This is a genomic window from Mucilaginibacter aureus, from assembly GCF_053514885.1.
The window spans coordinates 2,279,519-2,297,012 of record NZ_CP170601.1 but is presented as its reverse complement, the minus strand read 5'-3'; the positions used below and the strand labels follow the sequence as shown (position 1 = coordinate 2,297,012).

Sequence of the window (17,494 nt, the reverse complement as noted above, 5' to 3'; positions counted from 1 at the left end):
CACATGGGTTAATAATCACCACTAAAAAACTCGAACATGAAAAAATATCTATCCATAGCTATATTGCTTGTACTGGCACAAACCCTATACAACAAGGCATACGCGCAGCAGCCGTTTACCTTTACCCAGTACATGAATAATATGACCCCGGTTAATACGGCTTACTCAACGCTTGATGATGCCGGTAGCCTTAATTTAGTTGGCCGCAAACAGTTTATTGGTATTGATGGCGCTCCAAGCACCTTTTTGTTTAACGGTGCTGTGCCTATATCAAGCATTGCCAGCAGCGCGGGTTTGCTTGTTTTGAATGACAAATACGGCGCCGAAAACATGACCGAGATCAACGGTTTTTTTGCCAAGAAGATCCAGCTATCTGGCAACAGCTTTTTATCAGCCGGCATCAACGCGGGTTTTCGTACCCATACCGTGCATACTTCGGCTTTAGATCCATCAGATCCAAGGTTTATGAACAGCGATATTGACGAAACCCAAACCAACGTTGGCCTGAGCGCCATGCTTTCAGGCAGCAACTATTACGTGGGTGTTTCGTTACCTCGTTTAACCTTGAGCACCATTGGTAAAACCGCGCAGGAGAACAACTATGTTATGAACACCTATTACCTTACAGGTGCCTATATCCAAACTTTAAACGAAGATTTTAAAGTTAAGCCTGCGGTTTTATTAGCTTATGCCGGCAATAATTTACCCGTGATGCTGGATGTATCAACAACCCTGTATATCAAAAATGTATTGGGCCTGGGTGTAAACTATCACAGCCAGGATGCATTGGCCGGTATAGTTTCGGTAAATATTAGCAACAACATTATGTTTGGTTATAGCTACCAGTTTAGTGTAGGTAAATACGCATTAGGCGGCATTAACAATACCACGCAAGAGCTTACCTTAAGCTACCGTTTTGGTAAGGATGTTAAAGCCAAATTTTTGTAAGCGAAATAATATTGGTCAGCAAAAGCCTCCCGGTAAATACCGGGAGGCTTTTGTTTTTGATGCTATTTACTATCGGGATAATTTACCGTTTCACTACCCGATGCTGCAATGGTATAAACCTGCCCAAACGCACTGATGGTAACCGGTGCTGCCGAAAGGTTACTGAACACCACCCCGTTGCCACTTACCACAATTTTAACAACGCTTTCGCGGAAGCGAATAGTAAAGGCGTATGATTTCCATTGGGTTGGTAAGAACGGGCTGAAACTCAATGTATCATCCTTCACATACATACCGGCAAAACCTTCAACCACGCTCATCCAGGTACCGGCCATTGAGGTGATATGGCAGCCGTCTTCAGTATCGTTATTATAATCGTCCAGATCGAGCCTTGAGGTGCGCAGGTAAAAGTTATAGGCATCTTGCTCCAAACCCAGCCTTGAGGCTAATATGGCGTGTATACATGGCGATAGTGAACTCTCATGCACCGTTAGCGGTTCATAAAAATCATAATTGCGGCGCAGAGTATCTTCATCATACTTATCGCTAAAGAAATATAGGCCCTGCAAAACATCGGCCTGCTTGATAAAGCACGAGCGCAGTATCCTGTCCCAGCTCCATTTTTGGTTCAACGGACGGTCGACAGCGGGCAGATCTTTTACATGGATGATCTCTTTATCTAAAAATCCATCCTGTTGCAAAAATATGCCCAGCTCTTTATCCTCGCCATAATACATGTTAGCAATAATGTGCTGCCATTGCCTGGTTTCTTCGGCTTCGTCAAAACTTAACTGATGGGCAATTGCATCGTATTTTGAGCTATCGGTTTGCTTAACGTGGCCGATAGCCTCCATAGCGTATTGCATACACCAGGTAGCCAGGGTGCTGGTATACCAGTTGTTGTTGATGTTGTTTTCGTACTCGTTAGGGCCGGTTACACCCAGCATTACATATTGTTTTTTGTGAGCACTCCAGTTAACCCGCTGTTTCCAAAAACGGGCTATGCCTATCAGCACCTCCAATCCGTATTCGTTCAGATAATTTTTATCGCCGGTATACCGGATGTAATTAAATATCGCGTAAGCAATGGCACCGTTACGATGGATCTCTTCAAAAGTGATCTCCCACTCGTTATGGCATTCTTCGCCATTCATGGTCACCATAGGGTATAGTGCCGCGCCTTTGTTGAAGCCTAATTTAGCCGCATTTTCGATAGCTTTGCCTAATTGCTTATGGCGATAGATCAGCAGGTTTTTGGTAACCTCGGGTGCCGCCGTGCCCAAATAAAATGGCACGCAATAGGCTTCGGTATCCCAATAAGTTGAGCCTCCGTACTTTTCGCCGGTAAAACCTTTGGGGCCGATATTTAAGCGGGCATCCTTCCCGGTATAGGTCTGCGAAAGCTGGAAGATATTAAATCGGATACCCTGCTGCGCCTTTACGTCCCCCTCTATCACAATATCACTCTGCTCCCACTTGGCATGCCAGGCCGCGGCTTGCTCGGCCAGCATCGTATCAAAACCTTTGGCCGACACTTTGTCGATCACCGTTTTGCAGGCGGTTAAAAGTTCTTCGGGCTTGTAGTTTTGTGAGGATACATTGGCAGCGTATTTATAAATGGTGGTAGTTTGGTTTTGCTTTACGCCGATGGTAAAAACCGACCCAACATATTTATCTTTTACTACCGGTTTTACTTTGTAGTTACCGGTTTCAAGCCCATCGCTAATAATATCAACTTTACTGCCTGTACACACTTCAAAACCTGTTTTTTTGGTGCGGAGTGTTAAATAGCTTTCGTTGCCATCTGCCTGTTTAACAACCTCATCCCAAAACTTCTCATCATAGTTCGAATCCTGGTTACTTACATCACCATCAATAAACGCGGTAACGGTAATATCGCCATCAAAATTGAGCGGGGTTATGCTGTAACTGATGGCTCCGGCTTCTTCGTCAACAATACTGCAAAAACGTTTGGCCGCAATTCTAACCTGTTTGCCGCTTTTTAGTTCAGCGGTAAAGGTGCGTTCCAGGTAACCGTCGCGCATGTTGAGTACCCGGCGGAAATCTGTAACCTTGCATTTCGCCAGGTCAAGCTGCTCACCATCGATCACCACATCCATCCCGATCCAGTTTGCCGCATTCAACACTTTGGCAAAGTACTCGGGGTAACCGTTTTTCCACCAGCCTACACGGGTTTTATCCGGATAGTAAACCCCGGCCACATAATTGCCGGGCAAACTGTCGCCGGTATAGGTTTCCTCAAAATTAGCGCGCTGCCCCATGTGGCCGTTACCCAGGCTGAATATGCTTTCGGATACCTTGTTCAAATGCGGGTCGAAACCTTCCTCAATAATGCTCCACTCGTTTGCTATAATGTAATTCTTCATGCTGTTGTATAATACCGTAAAGCTGGAATTTTAAATTGAACAATACAATGACCGGATCCTTTTATACCGGCAAAATTTAAAGTAAAAATGCGTTTTAAAAACATGCTGACAGATATTTACTCACTTTTTTTAACAGGCACCGGCAATAAAACTACTGATACTGCCCGCCGTTTTTGTTTAACTCCAACTTTGCTCCAGATTCATTACTGAAATTTGGCTCAAACATTATTTTAAAATGAGATACCTGATCACGCTGTTCATCATATTTACCACCTTTACCATCCGTGTTAACGCGCAAAATACTACGGGCAAGGGCAAGATCACCGGCAAGGTAACCGATGCCGTTACCAAACAGCCTGTTGACTACGCCACTATCGGCATTTACAAACAAGGCAGTACCTCGCCTGTAAACGGCACTACCACCGATCCTAAAGGCAACTTTACCATTAATGGCCTGCCCTTTGGCGAATACCATATCGCCGTAGATTTTTTAGGCTATCAGCGCTTTACAGCCGATCATATCATCATTAGCGCGGCACACCCTTCGTTTGCGCTCAATAACATTGCGCTTACCTCATCGCAAAAGCTTTTAAAAGATGTTAACATTACAGCACAGGCCAGTACCGTTGAAAACAAGATAGATAAACTGGTTTACAACGTGGGTAACGACTTAACAGCGCAAGGTGGTGTTGCCACCGATATCCTGAAAAAAGTGCCTATGGTTACTGTGGATATTGATGGTAACGTAGAGTTGTTAGGTAACCCCAGCATCAAATTCCTCATAAACGGTAAGCCGTCAAGCATATTCGGCGCAAGCCTGGCCGATGCCCTGCAATCTATCCCGGCCAGCCAGATCAAAAGCATTGAAGTGGTAACCAGCCCCGGCGCTAAATATGATGCCAGCGGCACCGGCGGTATCATCAACATTATTTTAAAGGACAATAAGGTACAAGGCTATAATGGCAGCATTAACGCCTCTATTGGTACCCGTTTGCAAAATGCGACCATCAACCTTAATGCCCGTAAAACCAACTTTGGCGTTAACGCCTATTTTAGCGGCAACAAAACCCTGCGCTCGCAGGCTTTTAGCACTAAAGACAGGATAAGCACCTATAACGATACTATCCGCCGACAATTACAGGACGCCGTTGGCTATATTGAGCGTGGCGGTTTCCATTCGGGCCTGGGCATTGATTGGAACCTGAGCAAACATGATAACCTAACCGCCGGTATAAATTATCACCATTTTAGCAACAGTACCGATGGCACAACTAACCAGCAGGATCAAAGCTTTAAAACAGGCTTTAGTCCGTTTGCCGACTTACATTCGGTACGGAATGCCAGCAGCCAGTTTGGCGAAGACGCCATCGACCTGAACTTCGGCTACAAAAAGACCTTCGCAAAAGACGGCCAGGAACTCGACATTCAATACACCGGCAGCTTCAATAAAAACAACGGTAATTTTTACCAAAAGTCCGATTATGTTAACTCTGCAATACCATCAACCGGATCGATGGGTAACAATCCCGGCAAGGACCATGAAACTGAAATAGCTATTGACTATGCGCACCCGGTAACCGATGATTTTACCATTGAAACCGGCGGTAAACTGTATTTCGAGGATATCAATAGCACATCAAACGTTAACACTTACAACGCCGCTAAAAACGATTTTATTTACGATGCCTTACAGTCAAACCACTTTACTTATGGCCGTAATGTATACTCGTATTATGTATCCACATCGTTCAAAGCTTTTAATTTTTTCGATATCAAGGCCGGCTTACGCGATGAGTATACCACCACAACGGTAGGCGGCCAAGGTGGTGTTATCCCCGATTATAATTTTCTATCACCATCAATTATATTATCACACAAAATAACCAAAAACCAAACCGTTAAAATAGGCTATAGCAAAAGGATTGAGCGACCCGATTTTGGTGATATGAACCCCTTTGTAAACAGCGCCGACCCTTACAACGTAAGCTTTGGCAACCCCAACCTGCACCCCGAAATAGGCAACAACTTTGAACTGGGCTATAACCGGTCGTTTGCTCAGGGCGGCAACATCAACATCACTACGTTTTACCGCCACAACGGGTTTGATGTAAAACAATACACTATACCTTACAAAACTTACCGCGAGGGCGACAGCACCTACAACAACGTTTATGTAACCACCCGCGCCAATGTAGGCTCGGAAGTTCGGGTGGGTGTTAACTTTTCGGCATCGCTGCCTGTTACCAGGGATTTAACCATCCGCCCCAATTTTCTGTTCGCAACCCGGCGCATTATGGATAATTTACCCAATACTCCAAGCTTTGTGGCAGGTTACGAGTATCGCTTAAATCTCAACATGGCCTACCAGTTCAGTAACGATTTCAGCGCCGAAGCCTTTGCCAATTACAACTCGCCAAACGTGGGCCTGCAGGGCAAAAATTCATCGTTTGTATCGTACAGCTTTGCAGCCCGGAAACAGTTTATGAACAAAAAGGCAAGCATAGGCTTTACTACCAATGTACCGTTTAACGATTACATTAATCAATCGTCAACCCTGGTGCAGCCCGGTAACAGCCAATATAGTTTACGGCGAGTGCCTTACCGCTCATTCGGTATCAGCTTCAGCTATAGGTTCGGCAAGCTTGAGTTTAAAAAAGACGAAGAGAAAGACAATAACCCCGGCGCACCGCAACCTATTGAACCGTAAGCAGGGGGGTATTTGTCGGTATTTTCAGCTTCGTCGTTTCTATCCGCGCGTCATTACAATGACGTGCAAGGTAAACACAGGGGGGATATTGTAAGAAATTTTTGCAGGTATTTAAAGAACTATCCCGTAAAGGGGATCGACTTAAATATAACAAAAAAAAGGGAATTTTACAATCAAAAATCAATCCTAAAAAATCCGAAATCGAAAATCCGAAATTAATCTAATACCAGGTCAGCTCACCGCGCAGGTCGGTTTCCAGCAGGCGGACTATTTTTTGCGGGTCCTGCTCCTGTCCTAACACGTACATCATTTTGGTAATGGCGGCTTCGTAGGTCATATCATAACCATTGGCAATACCCATATCTTTCAGCTGCTTACTGGTTTCGTAGCGGCCAAGCTCAACGGTACCTACCTTACATTGCGATATATCTAAAATAACCTTACCGTTATCAATGGCCTTTTTGAGGCAGTCAATAAACCAGGCATCGGTAGTGGTATTGCCCGCGCCAAAGGTTTCCATAACAATACCCCGTGCATCAGCATTGAGTATGGCATCAACCACTTTCGGACTAATGCCCGGGTAAAGTTTCAATACCGCGATATCGTTAACCAGGTTTTTATGCACTTTAAAAGGCGCGTCGGGGTTTGGTTTTAAAATGTAGTTTTCGCTAAAGCGCAAATGCACGCCCGACTCTACCAACACCGGGTAGTTTGGCGAACGGAATGCCTCGAATTTTGACGAGTTATATTTAAACGACCGGTTGCCCCTAAAAAGCTTATAATCAAAGTAAATACCAACTTCGGGCACCAACGCACGCCCCTCTTTCATAGACGAGGTGATCTCGATGGCCGTCATCAGGTTTTCTTTCGCATCCGTGCGGATAGCGCTGATCGGCAGTTGCGAACCGGTAAATATAACGGGCTTAGCCAGGTTTTCGAGCATAAAACTCATGGCCGATGCCGTGAACGACATGGTATCCGAGCCGTGCAGTACCACAAACCCGTCAACATCATCATAGTATTGCTCAATAATACCCGCAAGCTGGCTCCATATTTCGGGGTTCATGTTCGATGAATCGATGATCTCATCAAACGATCGTACTTCTATCTGGCAGTTCAGCCGCTCCAGTTCAGGCACATTATCCATGATCTGCTCAAAATTGATGGGCCTGAGCGTTTTTGTTTTCGGATCAGTCATCATACCAATTGTTCCGCCGGTATAGATGATCAATATCTTAGTCATGGATGTTTATTCTTAGTTTATTAATCAAATACTTATTAAACGCCAAATATCAGTTTTGAGTTAGCTGTAGTAACAGCCGATAAATATTCCATATCAACCTCATGAAGATCGGCAATTTTTTGAGCAACAAAACTCAGATACGAGCTCTCGTTAGGTTTACCGCGATAGGGAACGGGTGTAAGATAAGGAGAATCTGTTTCTAAAACGATATTTTTAAGGTCAATTTGTTGTATAATTTTATCTAAGCCCGAATTTTTATACGTTACCACGCCGCCAATACCCAAATAAAATCCCAATTCAATTACTTTTTGAGCCTGTTCCAGCGTTCCGGTAAAACAGTGGAAGATACCGCGCAGCTTTTCATCATTTTCTTCCTGCAAAATGGCATAAACCTCGTCAAAAGCATCACGGCAATGGATAACAATAGGCAGATCTAACATTTTTGCATGCGCTATCTGCTTTTTAAACGCTTTTTGCTGTTCGGGGAGCGTGGTTTTATCCCAGTAAAGGTCGATACCAATTTCGCCTATTGCATAAATAGGGTAATCAACTTTAGCATTCAATATCTGGTCCAGCTCGGTTTCCCATTCGGCCTTTACATGGCAGGGGTGCAGGCCAAGCATGGCAAAACAATTTTGCGGATAGGCGTTAACCAACTCAAATACCGAAGTTACCGATGCCAGGTCAACATTAGGTAAAAACAAACGGCTAACGCCGGCATCAAAGCTGCGCTGCATTAAGGCAGCACGTTTATCAGTATTAGCTTCGTAATATAAATGGGTATGCGTGTCGGTAAGCACCATGCGGCAAAATTAATAAAAAATGCCTCCTGTTGGTACAGAAGGCATCCCTTTATTCTAATCTATATGTCTTTATTTTTTCCTGGCCGGGGCTTTTTTGGCTGCAGTACCGGTTTTCTTTACCGGTTTTTTAGCAGGTACCGCTTTGTGCGGATGCTTTACCTTAACCAGTTCCAACTCAAACACTAATGGTGTAAACGGTTTAATATCGTCGCTGCCTGGGTAGCCGCGTTCGCCATATCCTATCGACGACGGGATAACAAAGGTAGCTTTCGAGCCTTCGTTAAGTAACAGCAAACCTTCGTCCCAGCCGGGTATTACCTGCTGCGCGCCTAAAACAACTTTTATGGGTTCGTAAGGGCGGCCTTGCTGATAAGTACCGGCCATTTTAGCAGCAGTTTCAATGCTGGTATCAAATACCTTGCCCTGCAAAGTGTGCCCTATATAATTTACAAATACCGTATCGCCGTTAACAGGTTTGGCTTTTATTGATGGCGCAGTTATCACATATTTTAAACCCGATGCGGTTGTAGTTACATTTAGTTTTTGATCGGCAATATATTTGGTTATCGCGCTTGCTTCGGCATCCTTTAACGCCTGCATTTGGGCATTGCGCTCGGCAATGGCATCGGCAAGCGATTGTACACGCTCAATTTTAATGTTAAACACCAGGTAGCTGCCTTTGCCCAAAAACGGCGGGCGGCCTTCGTCGCGACCTTTAAACAACGAGTCGGCAGGTACTTTTACCACTGCGCTGTCTTTTTGGTTAAACAACGGAAAAATATCCATCAGGTCGCCAATGTTTTGCGATGGCTGGATCTGGATCTTGATCGGCCCGCCATTGGCGTAGCTGCTGGTTAAAACCGAATCCTTATCGGTTTTTTGGGTAAAACTAAAGGTGATCACATCGGTCAACCTGATCTTAGTGGTATCGCCCGATTTAATGATCTTATACAATACCCCTTTATCACTCTTTTTAAAATCGGGTGTGTTTTGGGCCTTAGCCATGCTAAAAAACGCGACGCTCATCAGCAACAAAACGGCAAATCGTAAATTCATATTTCTGTAATAAATAAAATGCCTCCCCGGTATGGGGAGGCATATCAATATTTAATGGTATCTTATTTTTTAGCTTGCGGCTGACCCGGCATCATTGGTGCAGCAGGTTTAGGCGCATTTGGATTTGCATGAACGATGCTGATCACCTCAATATCAAACACCAATGGTGACGAAGGAGGGATAGGGCCACCACCCTGCTCGCCATAACCTAATGATGATGGGATAACGAAAGTTGCTTTTGCACCTTTGCTTAACAACATCATACCTTCATCAAGGCCAGGGATAATGGCATGTGCACCTACAGCAACACGCATTGGCTGGTATGGGTGGCTTGGCGGCATTTTATTTTTGCTGGCTACATCTTGCAGGCTGGTATCAAATACTTTTCCGTTTAAAAACTTACCTACATAGTTTGCAACTACAGTATCGCCTACAGCAGGTTTAACGTTATCGCCCGGAGTGGTAATTACATAGTTTAAACCCGAAGCTGTTGTAGTAGCTGTTAATTTATTGCTTTCGATATATTTTTTGATCTTACCTGGCTCAGCAGCTTTTGCAGCGTCACCTATTGATTTGATATAAGTGCTTACTACTCTTTGGAAAGTAGAGTCGGCCATGCCTTTTTCTTTGGCAATTACTTTCTCTATCCTGATGCTGTAAATAAAATATTTGCCTTTAAAGCCCGGAGGTTTAGGCTGACCGGTTCTTTTAGCAACGGTATCCGCATTAATTTTAACCACAATGCTATCGCCGCTACCTACCAGGTATAAAGCTGATATCAGGTCGCCTTTAAAGTCGGGTTTCTTTGCCAGTAAAAAAGCCGGGTGGCCGCTTTCGTAAGTGCTTGATAAAACAGAGTCGCCTTCAGTTTTAATCACACCGTTAAGGCAAACAAAATCGCCTTCTTTAATGGTGGCGCTGCTTTTATGATCGGCTATGTTATACAACATGCCGCCATCGCCCTGCTTAAACCCACCTTTACAGCCTGCCAAACCTATTGCGGCTACTGCTAAAATCATCAACTGTTTTTTCATTTTTTCTTTATTGTATTAATAGTTTTTTGTATTCAGGTAATATTGATTTAAATTTCTGTACTACATCTTCTAATTTATCGGTCGAACTGCCGCCGGCCGCGTTACGGTGCCCGCCGCCTTCAAAATATTTTTTACATACTTCGTTTGCCGGAAAATCGCCCCGCGAACGTAACGAAAGTTTCACTTTATCAGCGCGTTCAACTATAAAGGCCGCTAATTTAATGCCTGTAATTGATAACGCAAAATTAACTATGCCCTCGGTATCGCCGGTTACTATATTATATTTTTCAAGCTCGTCATGCGTAACGCTAATGAGCGCGGTATGATATTCATACAACGTTTCCAGCTTATGGGTTAGGCAATAACCTAAAAAACGCAAACGGCTTTCGGATGAGTTATCATAAACCAACTGGTGTATGCGCCAGTTTTCGGCACCGGCATCTATCAGGCTGGCCGTAATACGGTGCACATTAGCCGTTGTTGTAGGAAAACGGAACGAACCGGAGTCCGTCATGATACCGGTATACAAACAGGTGGCCACATCCTTACTGATCAGTTGCGGCTCCTGCATTTCATCAACAATAAACTTGTATACCAGCTGTGCCGATGCGCAGGCGTTAATATCCCATACGCGGTAATCGTCAAAATCCTGCGGCTCCAGGTGATGGTCTATCATCACCTTCACAGCAGCCGATCTTCCTACAAAGTCGCCCATCTCGTTAATACGGCCAAGCGCGTTAAAATCGGTACAAAAAATAATATCTGCAGCAGCAATTAACTGGTTCGAAAGCTCGGGTTGTTCCGGGTATACAATGACCTCTCCGTTGCCGGGCATCCAGTTAAATATTTCCGGATAATCGCTCGGGGTTATTACCCTGGCGTGATGGCCTTTTTGTATCAAATAGTTATACAAACCTAACGAAGAGCCCATAGCATCGCCATCGGGTTTGTGATGGGTGGTAATGACAATTTGTTTAGGTGTGGCTAATAATTCTTTCAGCGAGGCTGTTTCTAACATATTTTAAAAAGAGTTGCAAAGCTAAATAAATAAATCAAATACAAAACCATGTATTTTATTATTAGCACTTTATGATACCGCATTAAAAGCTTACTTTTGCGGCAATTTTAATATTGATTATGGAATCGAACAAAACATTCACGATGATTAAACCCGATGCTGTTGCCAATGGCCACATCGGTGCTATTTTAGATAAGATCACTAAAAGCGGCTTTAAAATAGTTGCTCTTAAATACACTGCTTTAAGCGCTCAAAAAGCAGGCGAATTTTATGCTGTACACGCAGGTCGTCCGTTTTATAACGATCTGGTTGCTTTCATGTCGTCGGGCCCTATTGTTGCTGCTATTTTAGAAAAAGATAACGCTGTTGCGGATTTTCGTACCCTGATCGGGGCAACAGATCCTTCAAAGGCTGAGCCGGGTACCATCCGTGCACTTTTCGCAAAGTCGATAGACGCTAACGCCGTTCACGGATCAGACTCTGATGAGAACGCCCAAATAGAAGGCAGCTTCTTTTTCTCGGCATTTGAGAAATTTTAAACCGCATTAACTCTTCAAACTATTGGTTTTTAATTAAAGTATGTTAAATTTGAATGTACTTTAATTAAAAACCCTTTTAGGCATAAAAATTGCAGTACAAAAAACTGAATTTACGTTAAGAGCGTAAGTGAGAAAGTTTTAAATTGATTAGCCCCTGTTAAGATGAAAAAAGTATTAAAAGCAGTTGTTTACGCTATTACAACCGTGTTGCTGTTACTGCTTTGTGTTTATCTTTTTCGTTTTCACTCCGAAATCCAGTTCGCTTTTTTGTTACCGGGTTTGTTCATCATCCTGTTTTCGTCTTTCCTGAACGATTTTCCAAGCAAAACGCGTATGCTTAGAGGAAAATAATTTCCTCGATCAAAACAGTTGCTGCCTTTTCGTTTATTTTTTGGATGATCTGCGATTTCATGATCATGATCTCGTTTTTCACTACCGACGATTCTATCCTCAAAAAAAGTTTCTTTTCGTAAATATAGATCTCTTTGGTACGGTTAGCTACCGATTTCCCCATCAGGTCGCCCCAGTGTGCCACTACTGATGTTTCTTCAAACTTGCGTTTAAGCTTGTACACATTCAGCATCTGCTCAATCGCTTCTTTAATCGGCTTATCGTTGGCTTTACGCATTTACAGTTCCTTTCTCTACGTTAAACAGGTTAATATCAATAGCCAGGTTACTAAAAATACCCTGCATCCGTTCGGCGCTGGTATCGGTAATAAAAACCTGTCCAAAATCATTGTCGGATACCATTTGCATCAGCTTATGCGTTCGGCTCTCATCCAGTTTATCAAAAATATCATCAAGCAGCAGCAAAGGCTTATAACCCTTTTGCCTGTACAAAAAGGTATACTGCGCCAGTTTAAGCGCTATCAAAAACGACTTTTGTTGCCCCTGCGATCCAAACTTTTTCATAGCCATACCGTGAATGGTAAACTGCAGATCGTCTTTATGAATGCCCGTGGTGGTGCGTTCCAAAACACGGTCGCGCTCGGTTGATCTTTTAAGCAGCGCGGCATAGTCATCCGTCAGCAATTGCGACTCGTATACCAGTTCAACCTGCTCGGCGTCATCGCTTATAAAGCGGTAATGCTGGTTAAAAATATCGGTAAAGGCCTCCATAAACGCTTTACGCTTTTCAAATATGCGGTTACCCGATGCCACCAACTGTTCATCGTAAACCTCCAGCATCTGCGCATCGTAGCGGCCGGTATCGGCAATCAGCTTTAACAAGGCGTTGCGGTTGATCATGGTTTTGTTGTAAGCTATCAGTTCGTCCAGGTAATGGTTATCTGTTTGCGATATCACGTTATCGATAAACTTGCGCCGCTCCTCGCTCCCTTCAATAATAATACTGATATCATACGGCGAGATCATCACCAGCGGAAACAGCCCGATATGGTCGGCCAGGCGCTGGTACTCTTTTTTATTCCGTTTAAACTGTTTTTTTTGGTTACGCTTCAATCCGCAGGCCACCACTTCGCGCTGCCTATCCTTCTCAAACGTACCGTTGATCATAAAAAAATCGGCACCCTGTTTTATTTGCTGGCTGTCTATCGGGTTAAAATAACTTTTGCACAGCGCCAGGTAATGTATAGCATCCAGCAGGTTGGTTTTACCTGCACCGTTGTTACCTGCAAAGGCATTTACACCCGGCTTAAAAAATAATTCGGCCTCGGTATAATTTTTAAAATTAAGTAACGAAAGTTGCTGTAGATACATGCCTGAGCTAATTTTCAAAGGTAGTATTTAAGCTTGTTTTAAGCCGCTAAATGTTGCCGAATTATTTAAACAAAAAAAGCTATTGCTTAAAATGTCAAAAAGCGTATTTTTGCACTCTTAATTTTAGAACAGAAATGTCAAATACCCAAGCGAATACGCCAATTATTAAAACCGAAAACCCAGCAGGCTCAACAGGTAAATTTGTTTTAGACAATCAAAAAAGCCTCATTTTTATAGCAGGAGCCATTGTTGCCCTGGTACTTTTATATTTTGCCTACCAAAAATTTTACCTTGCTCCACGCGAACTGGAGGCTACCGAGCAAATGCACGTAGCACAGGATTTTTGGGCCAAAAAAGATTGGGACAAAGCTATTAAGGGCGATGCCGGTTACCCGGGATTTGAAAAGATCATTAACGATTACAGTAATACCAAAGCCGCCAACCTGGCTTATTTTTACCTGGGTACTGCCTATTTAAACAAAGGCGATTTTCATAAAGCAATTGATAACCTGACCAGCTTTAGGGGCGACGACGCCGTAGTGGCTAGCGAAGCTTTAGGCGGCACTGCCGATGCTTATGTTGAACTGAAAGATTACGACAAAGCCGAAACCTATTTCAAAAAAGCTGTTGACAAAGCCAGCAATAACTTTTTAAGCCCGTTGTATCTTAAAAAATTAGCTTTGGTTTACGATGCCGAAAAGAACTACAAATCAGCAGTAGAAACTTTCCAAAAAATAAAAACCGATTACCCAACAAGTGCCGAAGCGCAAACTATCGACGAGTATATCGCAAGGGATCAGGCACGTCAGTAATTTCAATGACTGATTGATTGATTTATTGAATGATTGGTTTTGCCTTTCTGTTCAATAAATCAATCCTTCAATAAATCAATCATTATAAAATGGCTACCCAACTTAAAAACCTTTCCGATTTTTCGAACACCGAAATACCATCCGCGGCAGCCTATAAGTTTGGTATTGTGGTAGCCGAATGGAACGCCGAGATCACCAAAGCTTTATATGATGGTGCTTACCAAAGCCTGGTAAACAACGGTGCCCTGCCCGAAAACATTTTTAACTATACCGTACCCGGCAGCTTTGAGCTCACATCGGGCGCCGACCTTTTATTAAAACAATTAAAATTAGATGCTGTTATTTGCTTAGGTTGCGTAATACAAGGCGAAACCCGGCATTTTGATTTTATTTGCAATGCTGTGGCTAATGGCGTAAGCAATGTGGCTATAAAATATTCAAAACCTGTTATATTTGGCGTATTAACCACCGATAATCAGCAACAGGCTATTGACCGTGCCGGTGGCAAACATGGTAACAAAGGCGATGAAGCAGCAATAACCGCCATAAAAATGGCACATTTAACTGCAACCTTAAATACTTAATTACGTTTAATACCGTTATTGAATTAAGCACGATTGGATAGTATGAAAAAATTAGTTTACATTTTAGTTTTAGTTGCTGCCCTTGCCGCTGTTGGCAGCTTGTCTTCCTGCTCTGATAAATTGTGCGCCGCCTACGGATCAAACCACAGATAAACAGCCATTTGTCAATTTTTAAGCCCAACCGACTAAACTTGCACGGTTTTTGTTTTCTTTGCAGTAATATTAACAACAGGATATTTTTATGAGGTGGATAGCGTTAGAAACGGCTGAACAAATAAACAACATACAACAAAACCCGGGTTACAGCGTAATTTTTAAACACAGCACCCGCTGTTCTATTAGTATGATGGCTAAAAGAAAGTTCGAGCTGGACTGGACCGATCTGCCCGAAGATATTTCATTGTACTTTTTAGACCTCATTAAATACCGCGAACTATCCAACCAGATAGCTCAGGATTTCCATGTACACCACGAATCACCACAACTATTGCTAATTAAAGACGGCGAATGCATCCTCGATCGGTCGCACAGCGGCATATCGGTTGAGGAAGCGCTCACAGTACTGTAGTCTGAAAGTCGGCAAGATCGAAGGTCCGAAAGATTACTTTCTAACCTTTTAATTTCTTACGGACTTACCAACTTATCGGACTTGCGGACTAATATCTACCATCCAAAATCAACAGTTTTCACGAGTTCGGGATGCAGGCTAAAGTAAACCGGGCAGGTTAGGGCCGCGTCTTCCAGCAACGCTTTTTGCTCGTCGGTATAAGCCTTCGGGAAAGTAAATTTCACTGCAATTTCTGCCACGCGGCGCGGATTGGCAGCCATTATTTTGGTGATGGCACATTTTGCACCATCCATATCAATATTGTTTTTAGCCGTGCGGATAGCCATAGTAGTTAACATACAGGTACCTAAAGATGTTGCGAGCAAATCGGTTGGCGAAAAAGCTTCGCCTTTGCCCTGGTTATCAGTTGGCGCATCGGTTAAAATTTGAGTGCCGCTTTGTACGTGGATGTTTTCGGTACGGAAGCCGCCTACGTATGTTGTTTCTACAGTTGCCATGGTTGGTTATTAAGTTATCAGACTATTTGTTTTGTTAAGTATTCGTCACAAATTTAACAACTCCCCAACCAATAACTCAATAACCTATTAACTTAATAACTATAATTATCTATTTTTGTAGCATGATTGAACTACCGGTAGTTAGCGCGAACCAGGTACAACGCAAACCCGATTGGTTACGGGTTAAATTACCTGTAGGTAAAGAGTATGCCCATGTACGCAGCCTGGTTGATACCCACAAGCTGCACACTATCTGCGAAAGCGGTAACTGCCCTAATATGGGCGAGTGCTGGGGAGCCGGTACTGCTACCTTTATGATATTAGGTAACATTTGTACCCGCTCGTGCTCGTTTTGTGCCGTTGCCACGGGACGCCCGCTGGCTGTTGACCTTGACGAACCTAACCGCGTTGCCAGCTCGGTTAAGCTGATGCAGGTTAAACATTGCGTAATTACCTCGGTTGACCGTGATGACCTGAAAGACGGCGGATCGATCATCTGGGCCGAAACCATCAACGCCATTCGCCGCGAAAGCCCCGAAACAACTTTAGAAACCTTACTGCCCGATTTCAGAGGGATATGGGATAATCTTGACCGTGTTATCGCGGTTCGCCCCGAAGTAGTATCGCACAACCTCGAAACTGTACGCCGTTTAACCAAAGAAGTGCGGATACAGGCGAAGTATGATCGTAGCCTGGAATGCCTGAGCCGGATATCGGCCAGCGGCTTGCGCACCAAATCGGGCATTATGCTGGGTTTAGGCGAAAACGAAGAAGACGTGATACAGGCTATGGAAGATCTGCTTGCCGCTGGTGTACACATCCTTACTTTAGGTCAGTATTTACAACCTACCAAAGCTCATCACCCGGTAATTGACTGGGTAACTCCCGATCAATTTGCTAAATACAAGCAGATTGGTGAAGAAATGGGTTTCAGATATGTGGAGAGCGGGCCGTTGGTTCGGTCGTCATACCACGCTGAAAAACATTTATTTGATTTTTGATAAATCATTGTTACATTCACGGTATTGAGCCCGAAAAGAAAAATATCGCTGACCGAAGAAGAATTGGTGCTGGCATTGCGTCGCCGCGAAAAAATTGCCGCCGACGCTTTGTATGATATGTATTCATCGTCGCTGTTCGGCGTGATATCCCGCATCATTACCGATGCATCCGTAGCCGAAGACGTATTGCAGGAAACCTTTATCAAAATATGGAATTCGTTTTCGGGCTACAGTGCCGAAAAAGGCCGGCTGTTTACCTGGATGGTCAATATCGCGCGCAATCTAGCTATTGATAAGGTGCGCTCAAAAGACTTTAAGAATCAAAATAAAAACCACGAGTTAGAAAATAACGTAACTTTCATCGACGAGCAAAGGAATACGGTTTATAAACCTGAACTGCTTGGAGTTAAAGATTTATTAGAAAAACTGAAACCCGAGCAAAAGATCATCCTGGACCTTGTTTATTTTAAGGGCTACACCCATGTGGAGGTGGCCGAGGAGTTGGATGTTCCACTAGGCACCGTAAAAACGCGCTTAAGGATGGCAATAATGCAATTGAGGAAATATTTTAATTGA

Annotated in this window: 18 protein-coding genes; 9 read left to right on the top strand and 9 right to left on the bottom strand. The window is 43.6% G+C overall.

What is annotated here, in order from left to right:
- Positions 1 to 36 precede the first annotated feature (36 nt).
- Positions 37 to 948 (top strand): PorP/SprF family type IX secretion system membrane protein, encoded by a 912-nt coding sequence (locus ACFGVR_RS09725; protein ID WP_448702619.1) that lies wholly within the window; start codon positions 37 to 39, stop codon positions 946 to 948.
- 62 nt (positions 949 to 1,010) lie between these two features.
- On the opposite strand, the gene ACFGVR_RS09720 is transcribed toward ACFGVR_RS09725, so the two are convergent.
- Positions 1,011 to 3,335 carry a glycoside hydrolase family 65 protein gene (locus tag ACFGVR_RS09720; protein ID WP_448702618.1) on the bottom strand — a complete coding sequence of 775 codons (2,325 nt, stop codon included), beginning with the start codon at positions 3,333 to 3,335 and terminating at the stop codon, positions 1,011 to 1,013.
- Positions 3,336 to 3,570: 235 nt separating this feature from the next.
- On the opposite strand from ACFGVR_RS09720, the gene ACFGVR_RS09715 reads away from it, so the two are divergent.
- Positions 3,571 to 6,042, top strand: a complete 2,472-nt coding sequence (locus ACFGVR_RS09715; protein ID WP_448702617.1) for a TonB-dependent receptor domain-containing protein — start codon at positions 3,571 to 3,573, stop codon at positions 6,040 to 6,042.
- Between the two features lie 220 nt (positions 6,043 to 6,262).
- On the opposite strand, the gene ACFGVR_RS09710 is transcribed toward ACFGVR_RS09715, so the two are convergent.
- From ACFGVR_RS09710 to ACFGVR_RS09690, 5 genes are all read right to left on the bottom strand, one after another.
- On the bottom strand, positions 6,263 to 7,285 hold the full coding sequence (locus ACFGVR_RS09710; protein ID WP_448702616.1) for an asparaginase: 1,023 nt from the start codon (positions 7,283 to 7,285) through the stop codon (positions 6,263 to 6,265).
- Positions 7,286 to 7,320: 35 nt separating this feature from the next.
- A complete protein-coding gene (locus ACFGVR_RS09705) occupies positions 7,321 to 8,088 on the bottom strand; it encodes a TatD family hydrolase (protein WP_448702615.1) in 768 nt (255 codons plus the stop codon).
- Positions 8,089 to 8,157: 69 nt separating this feature from the next.
- Complete coding sequence (locus tag ACFGVR_RS09700; RefSeq protein WP_448702614.1) at positions 8,158 to 9,144, bottom strand: FKBP-type peptidyl-prolyl cis-trans isomerase; 987 nt, start codon at positions 9,142 to 9,144, stop codon at positions 8,158 to 8,160.
- Between the two features lie 62 nt (positions 9,145 to 9,206).
- The gene (locus ACFGVR_RS09695) at positions 9,207 to 10,178 is read right to left on the bottom strand and encodes an FKBP-type peptidyl-prolyl cis-trans isomerase (RefSeq protein WP_448702613.1); all 972 of its coding nucleotides are present in this window, start codon (positions 10,176 to 10,178) and stop codon (positions 9,207 to 9,209) included.
- A gap of 7 nt (positions 10,179 to 10,185) precedes the next feature.
- On the bottom strand, positions 10,186 to 11,196 hold the full coding sequence (locus tag ACFGVR_RS09690; RefSeq protein ID WP_448702612.1) for a DHH family phosphoesterase: 1,011 nt from the start codon (positions 11,194 to 11,196) through the stop codon (positions 10,186 to 10,188).
- Between the two features lie 119 nt (positions 11,197 to 11,315).
- Here ACFGVR_RS09690 and ACFGVR_RS09685 point away from each other — a divergent pair, with 119 nt between their 5' ends.
- Both ACFGVR_RS09685 and ACFGVR_RS09680 read left to right on the top strand, forming a co-directional pair.
- Positions 11,316 to 11,735, top strand: coding sequence for a nucleoside-diphosphate kinase (locus ACFGVR_RS09685; protein ID WP_448702611.1), 420 nt, complete (start codon positions 11,316 to 11,318; stop codon positions 11,733 to 11,735).
- A 162-nt stretch (positions 11,736 to 11,897) separates the two neighbouring features.
- Positions 11,898 to 12,086, top strand: a complete 189-nt coding sequence (locus ACFGVR_RS09680; protein WP_448702610.1) for a hypothetical protein — start codon at positions 11,898 to 11,900, stop codon at positions 12,084 to 12,086.
- Here ACFGVR_RS09680 and ACFGVR_RS09675 read toward each other — a convergent pair.
- Both ACFGVR_RS09675 and recF read right to left on the bottom strand, forming a co-directional pair.
- Positions 12,073 to 12,363: a DUF721 domain-containing protein gene (locus ACFGVR_RS09675; RefSeq protein WP_448702609.1), complete on the bottom strand. Its 291-nt coding sequence runs from the start codon at positions 12,361 to 12,363 to the stop codon at positions 12,073 to 12,075. The genes ACFGVR_RS09680 and ACFGVR_RS09675 overlap by 14 nt on opposite strands.
- Positions 12,356 to 13,456 carry a DNA replication/repair protein RecF gene (gene recF / locus ACFGVR_RS09670; protein ID WP_448702608.1) on the bottom strand — a complete coding sequence of 367 codons (1,101 nt, stop codon included), beginning with the start codon at positions 13,454 to 13,456 and terminating at the stop codon, positions 12,356 to 12,358. Before recF ends, ACFGVR_RS09675 begins: the two co-directional genes overlap by 8 nt.
- A gap of 134 nt (positions 13,457 to 13,590) precedes the next feature.
- Between recF and ACFGVR_RS09665 the strand changes: the two genes are divergently transcribed.
- The 3 genes from ACFGVR_RS09665 (at position 13,591) to ytxJ (ending at position 15,420) form a co-directional block, all read left to right on the top strand.
- A complete protein-coding gene (locus ACFGVR_RS09665) occupies positions 13,591 to 14,268 on the top strand; it encodes a tetratricopeptide repeat protein (RefSeq protein ID WP_448702607.1) in 678 nt (225 codons plus the stop codon).
- An 89-nt stretch (positions 14,269 to 14,357) separates the two neighbouring features.
- The gene (gene ribH, locus ACFGVR_RS09660) at positions 14,358 to 14,852 is read left to right on the top strand and encodes a 6,7-dimethyl-8-ribityllumazine synthase (protein WP_448702606.1); all 495 of its coding nucleotides are present in this window, start codon (positions 14,358 to 14,360) and stop codon (positions 14,850 to 14,852) included.
- Positions 14,853 to 15,093: 241 nt separating this feature from the next.
- Complete coding sequence (gene ytxJ / locus ACFGVR_RS09655) at positions 15,094 to 15,420, top strand: bacillithiol system redox-active protein YtxJ (RefSeq protein WP_448702605.1); 327 nt, start codon at positions 15,094 to 15,096, stop codon at positions 15,418 to 15,420.
- A gap of 95 nt (positions 15,421 to 15,515) precedes the next feature.
- Here ytxJ and ACFGVR_RS09650 read toward each other — a convergent pair whose 3' ends face one another.
- Positions 15,516 to 15,917 carry an OsmC family protein gene (locus ACFGVR_RS09650; RefSeq protein ID WP_448702604.1) on the bottom strand — a complete coding sequence of 134 codons (402 nt, stop codon included), beginning with the start codon at positions 15,915 to 15,917 and terminating at the stop codon, positions 15,516 to 15,518.
- Positions 15,918 to 16,039: 122 nt separating this feature from the next.
- Here ACFGVR_RS09650 and lipA point away from each other — a divergent pair, with 122 nt between their 5' ends.
- Together lipA and ACFGVR_RS09640 are read left to right on the top strand one after the other, a co-directional pair.
- On the top strand, positions 16,040 to 16,918 hold the full coding sequence (lipA, locus tag ACFGVR_RS09645; RefSeq protein WP_448702603.1) for a lipoyl synthase: 879 nt from the start codon (positions 16,040 to 16,042) through the stop codon (positions 16,916 to 16,918).
- A 24-nt stretch (positions 16,919 to 16,942) separates the two neighbouring features.
- A complete protein-coding gene (locus ACFGVR_RS09640; protein WP_448702602.1) occupies positions 16,943 to 17,494 on the top strand; it encodes an RNA polymerase sigma factor in 552 nt (183 codons plus the stop codon).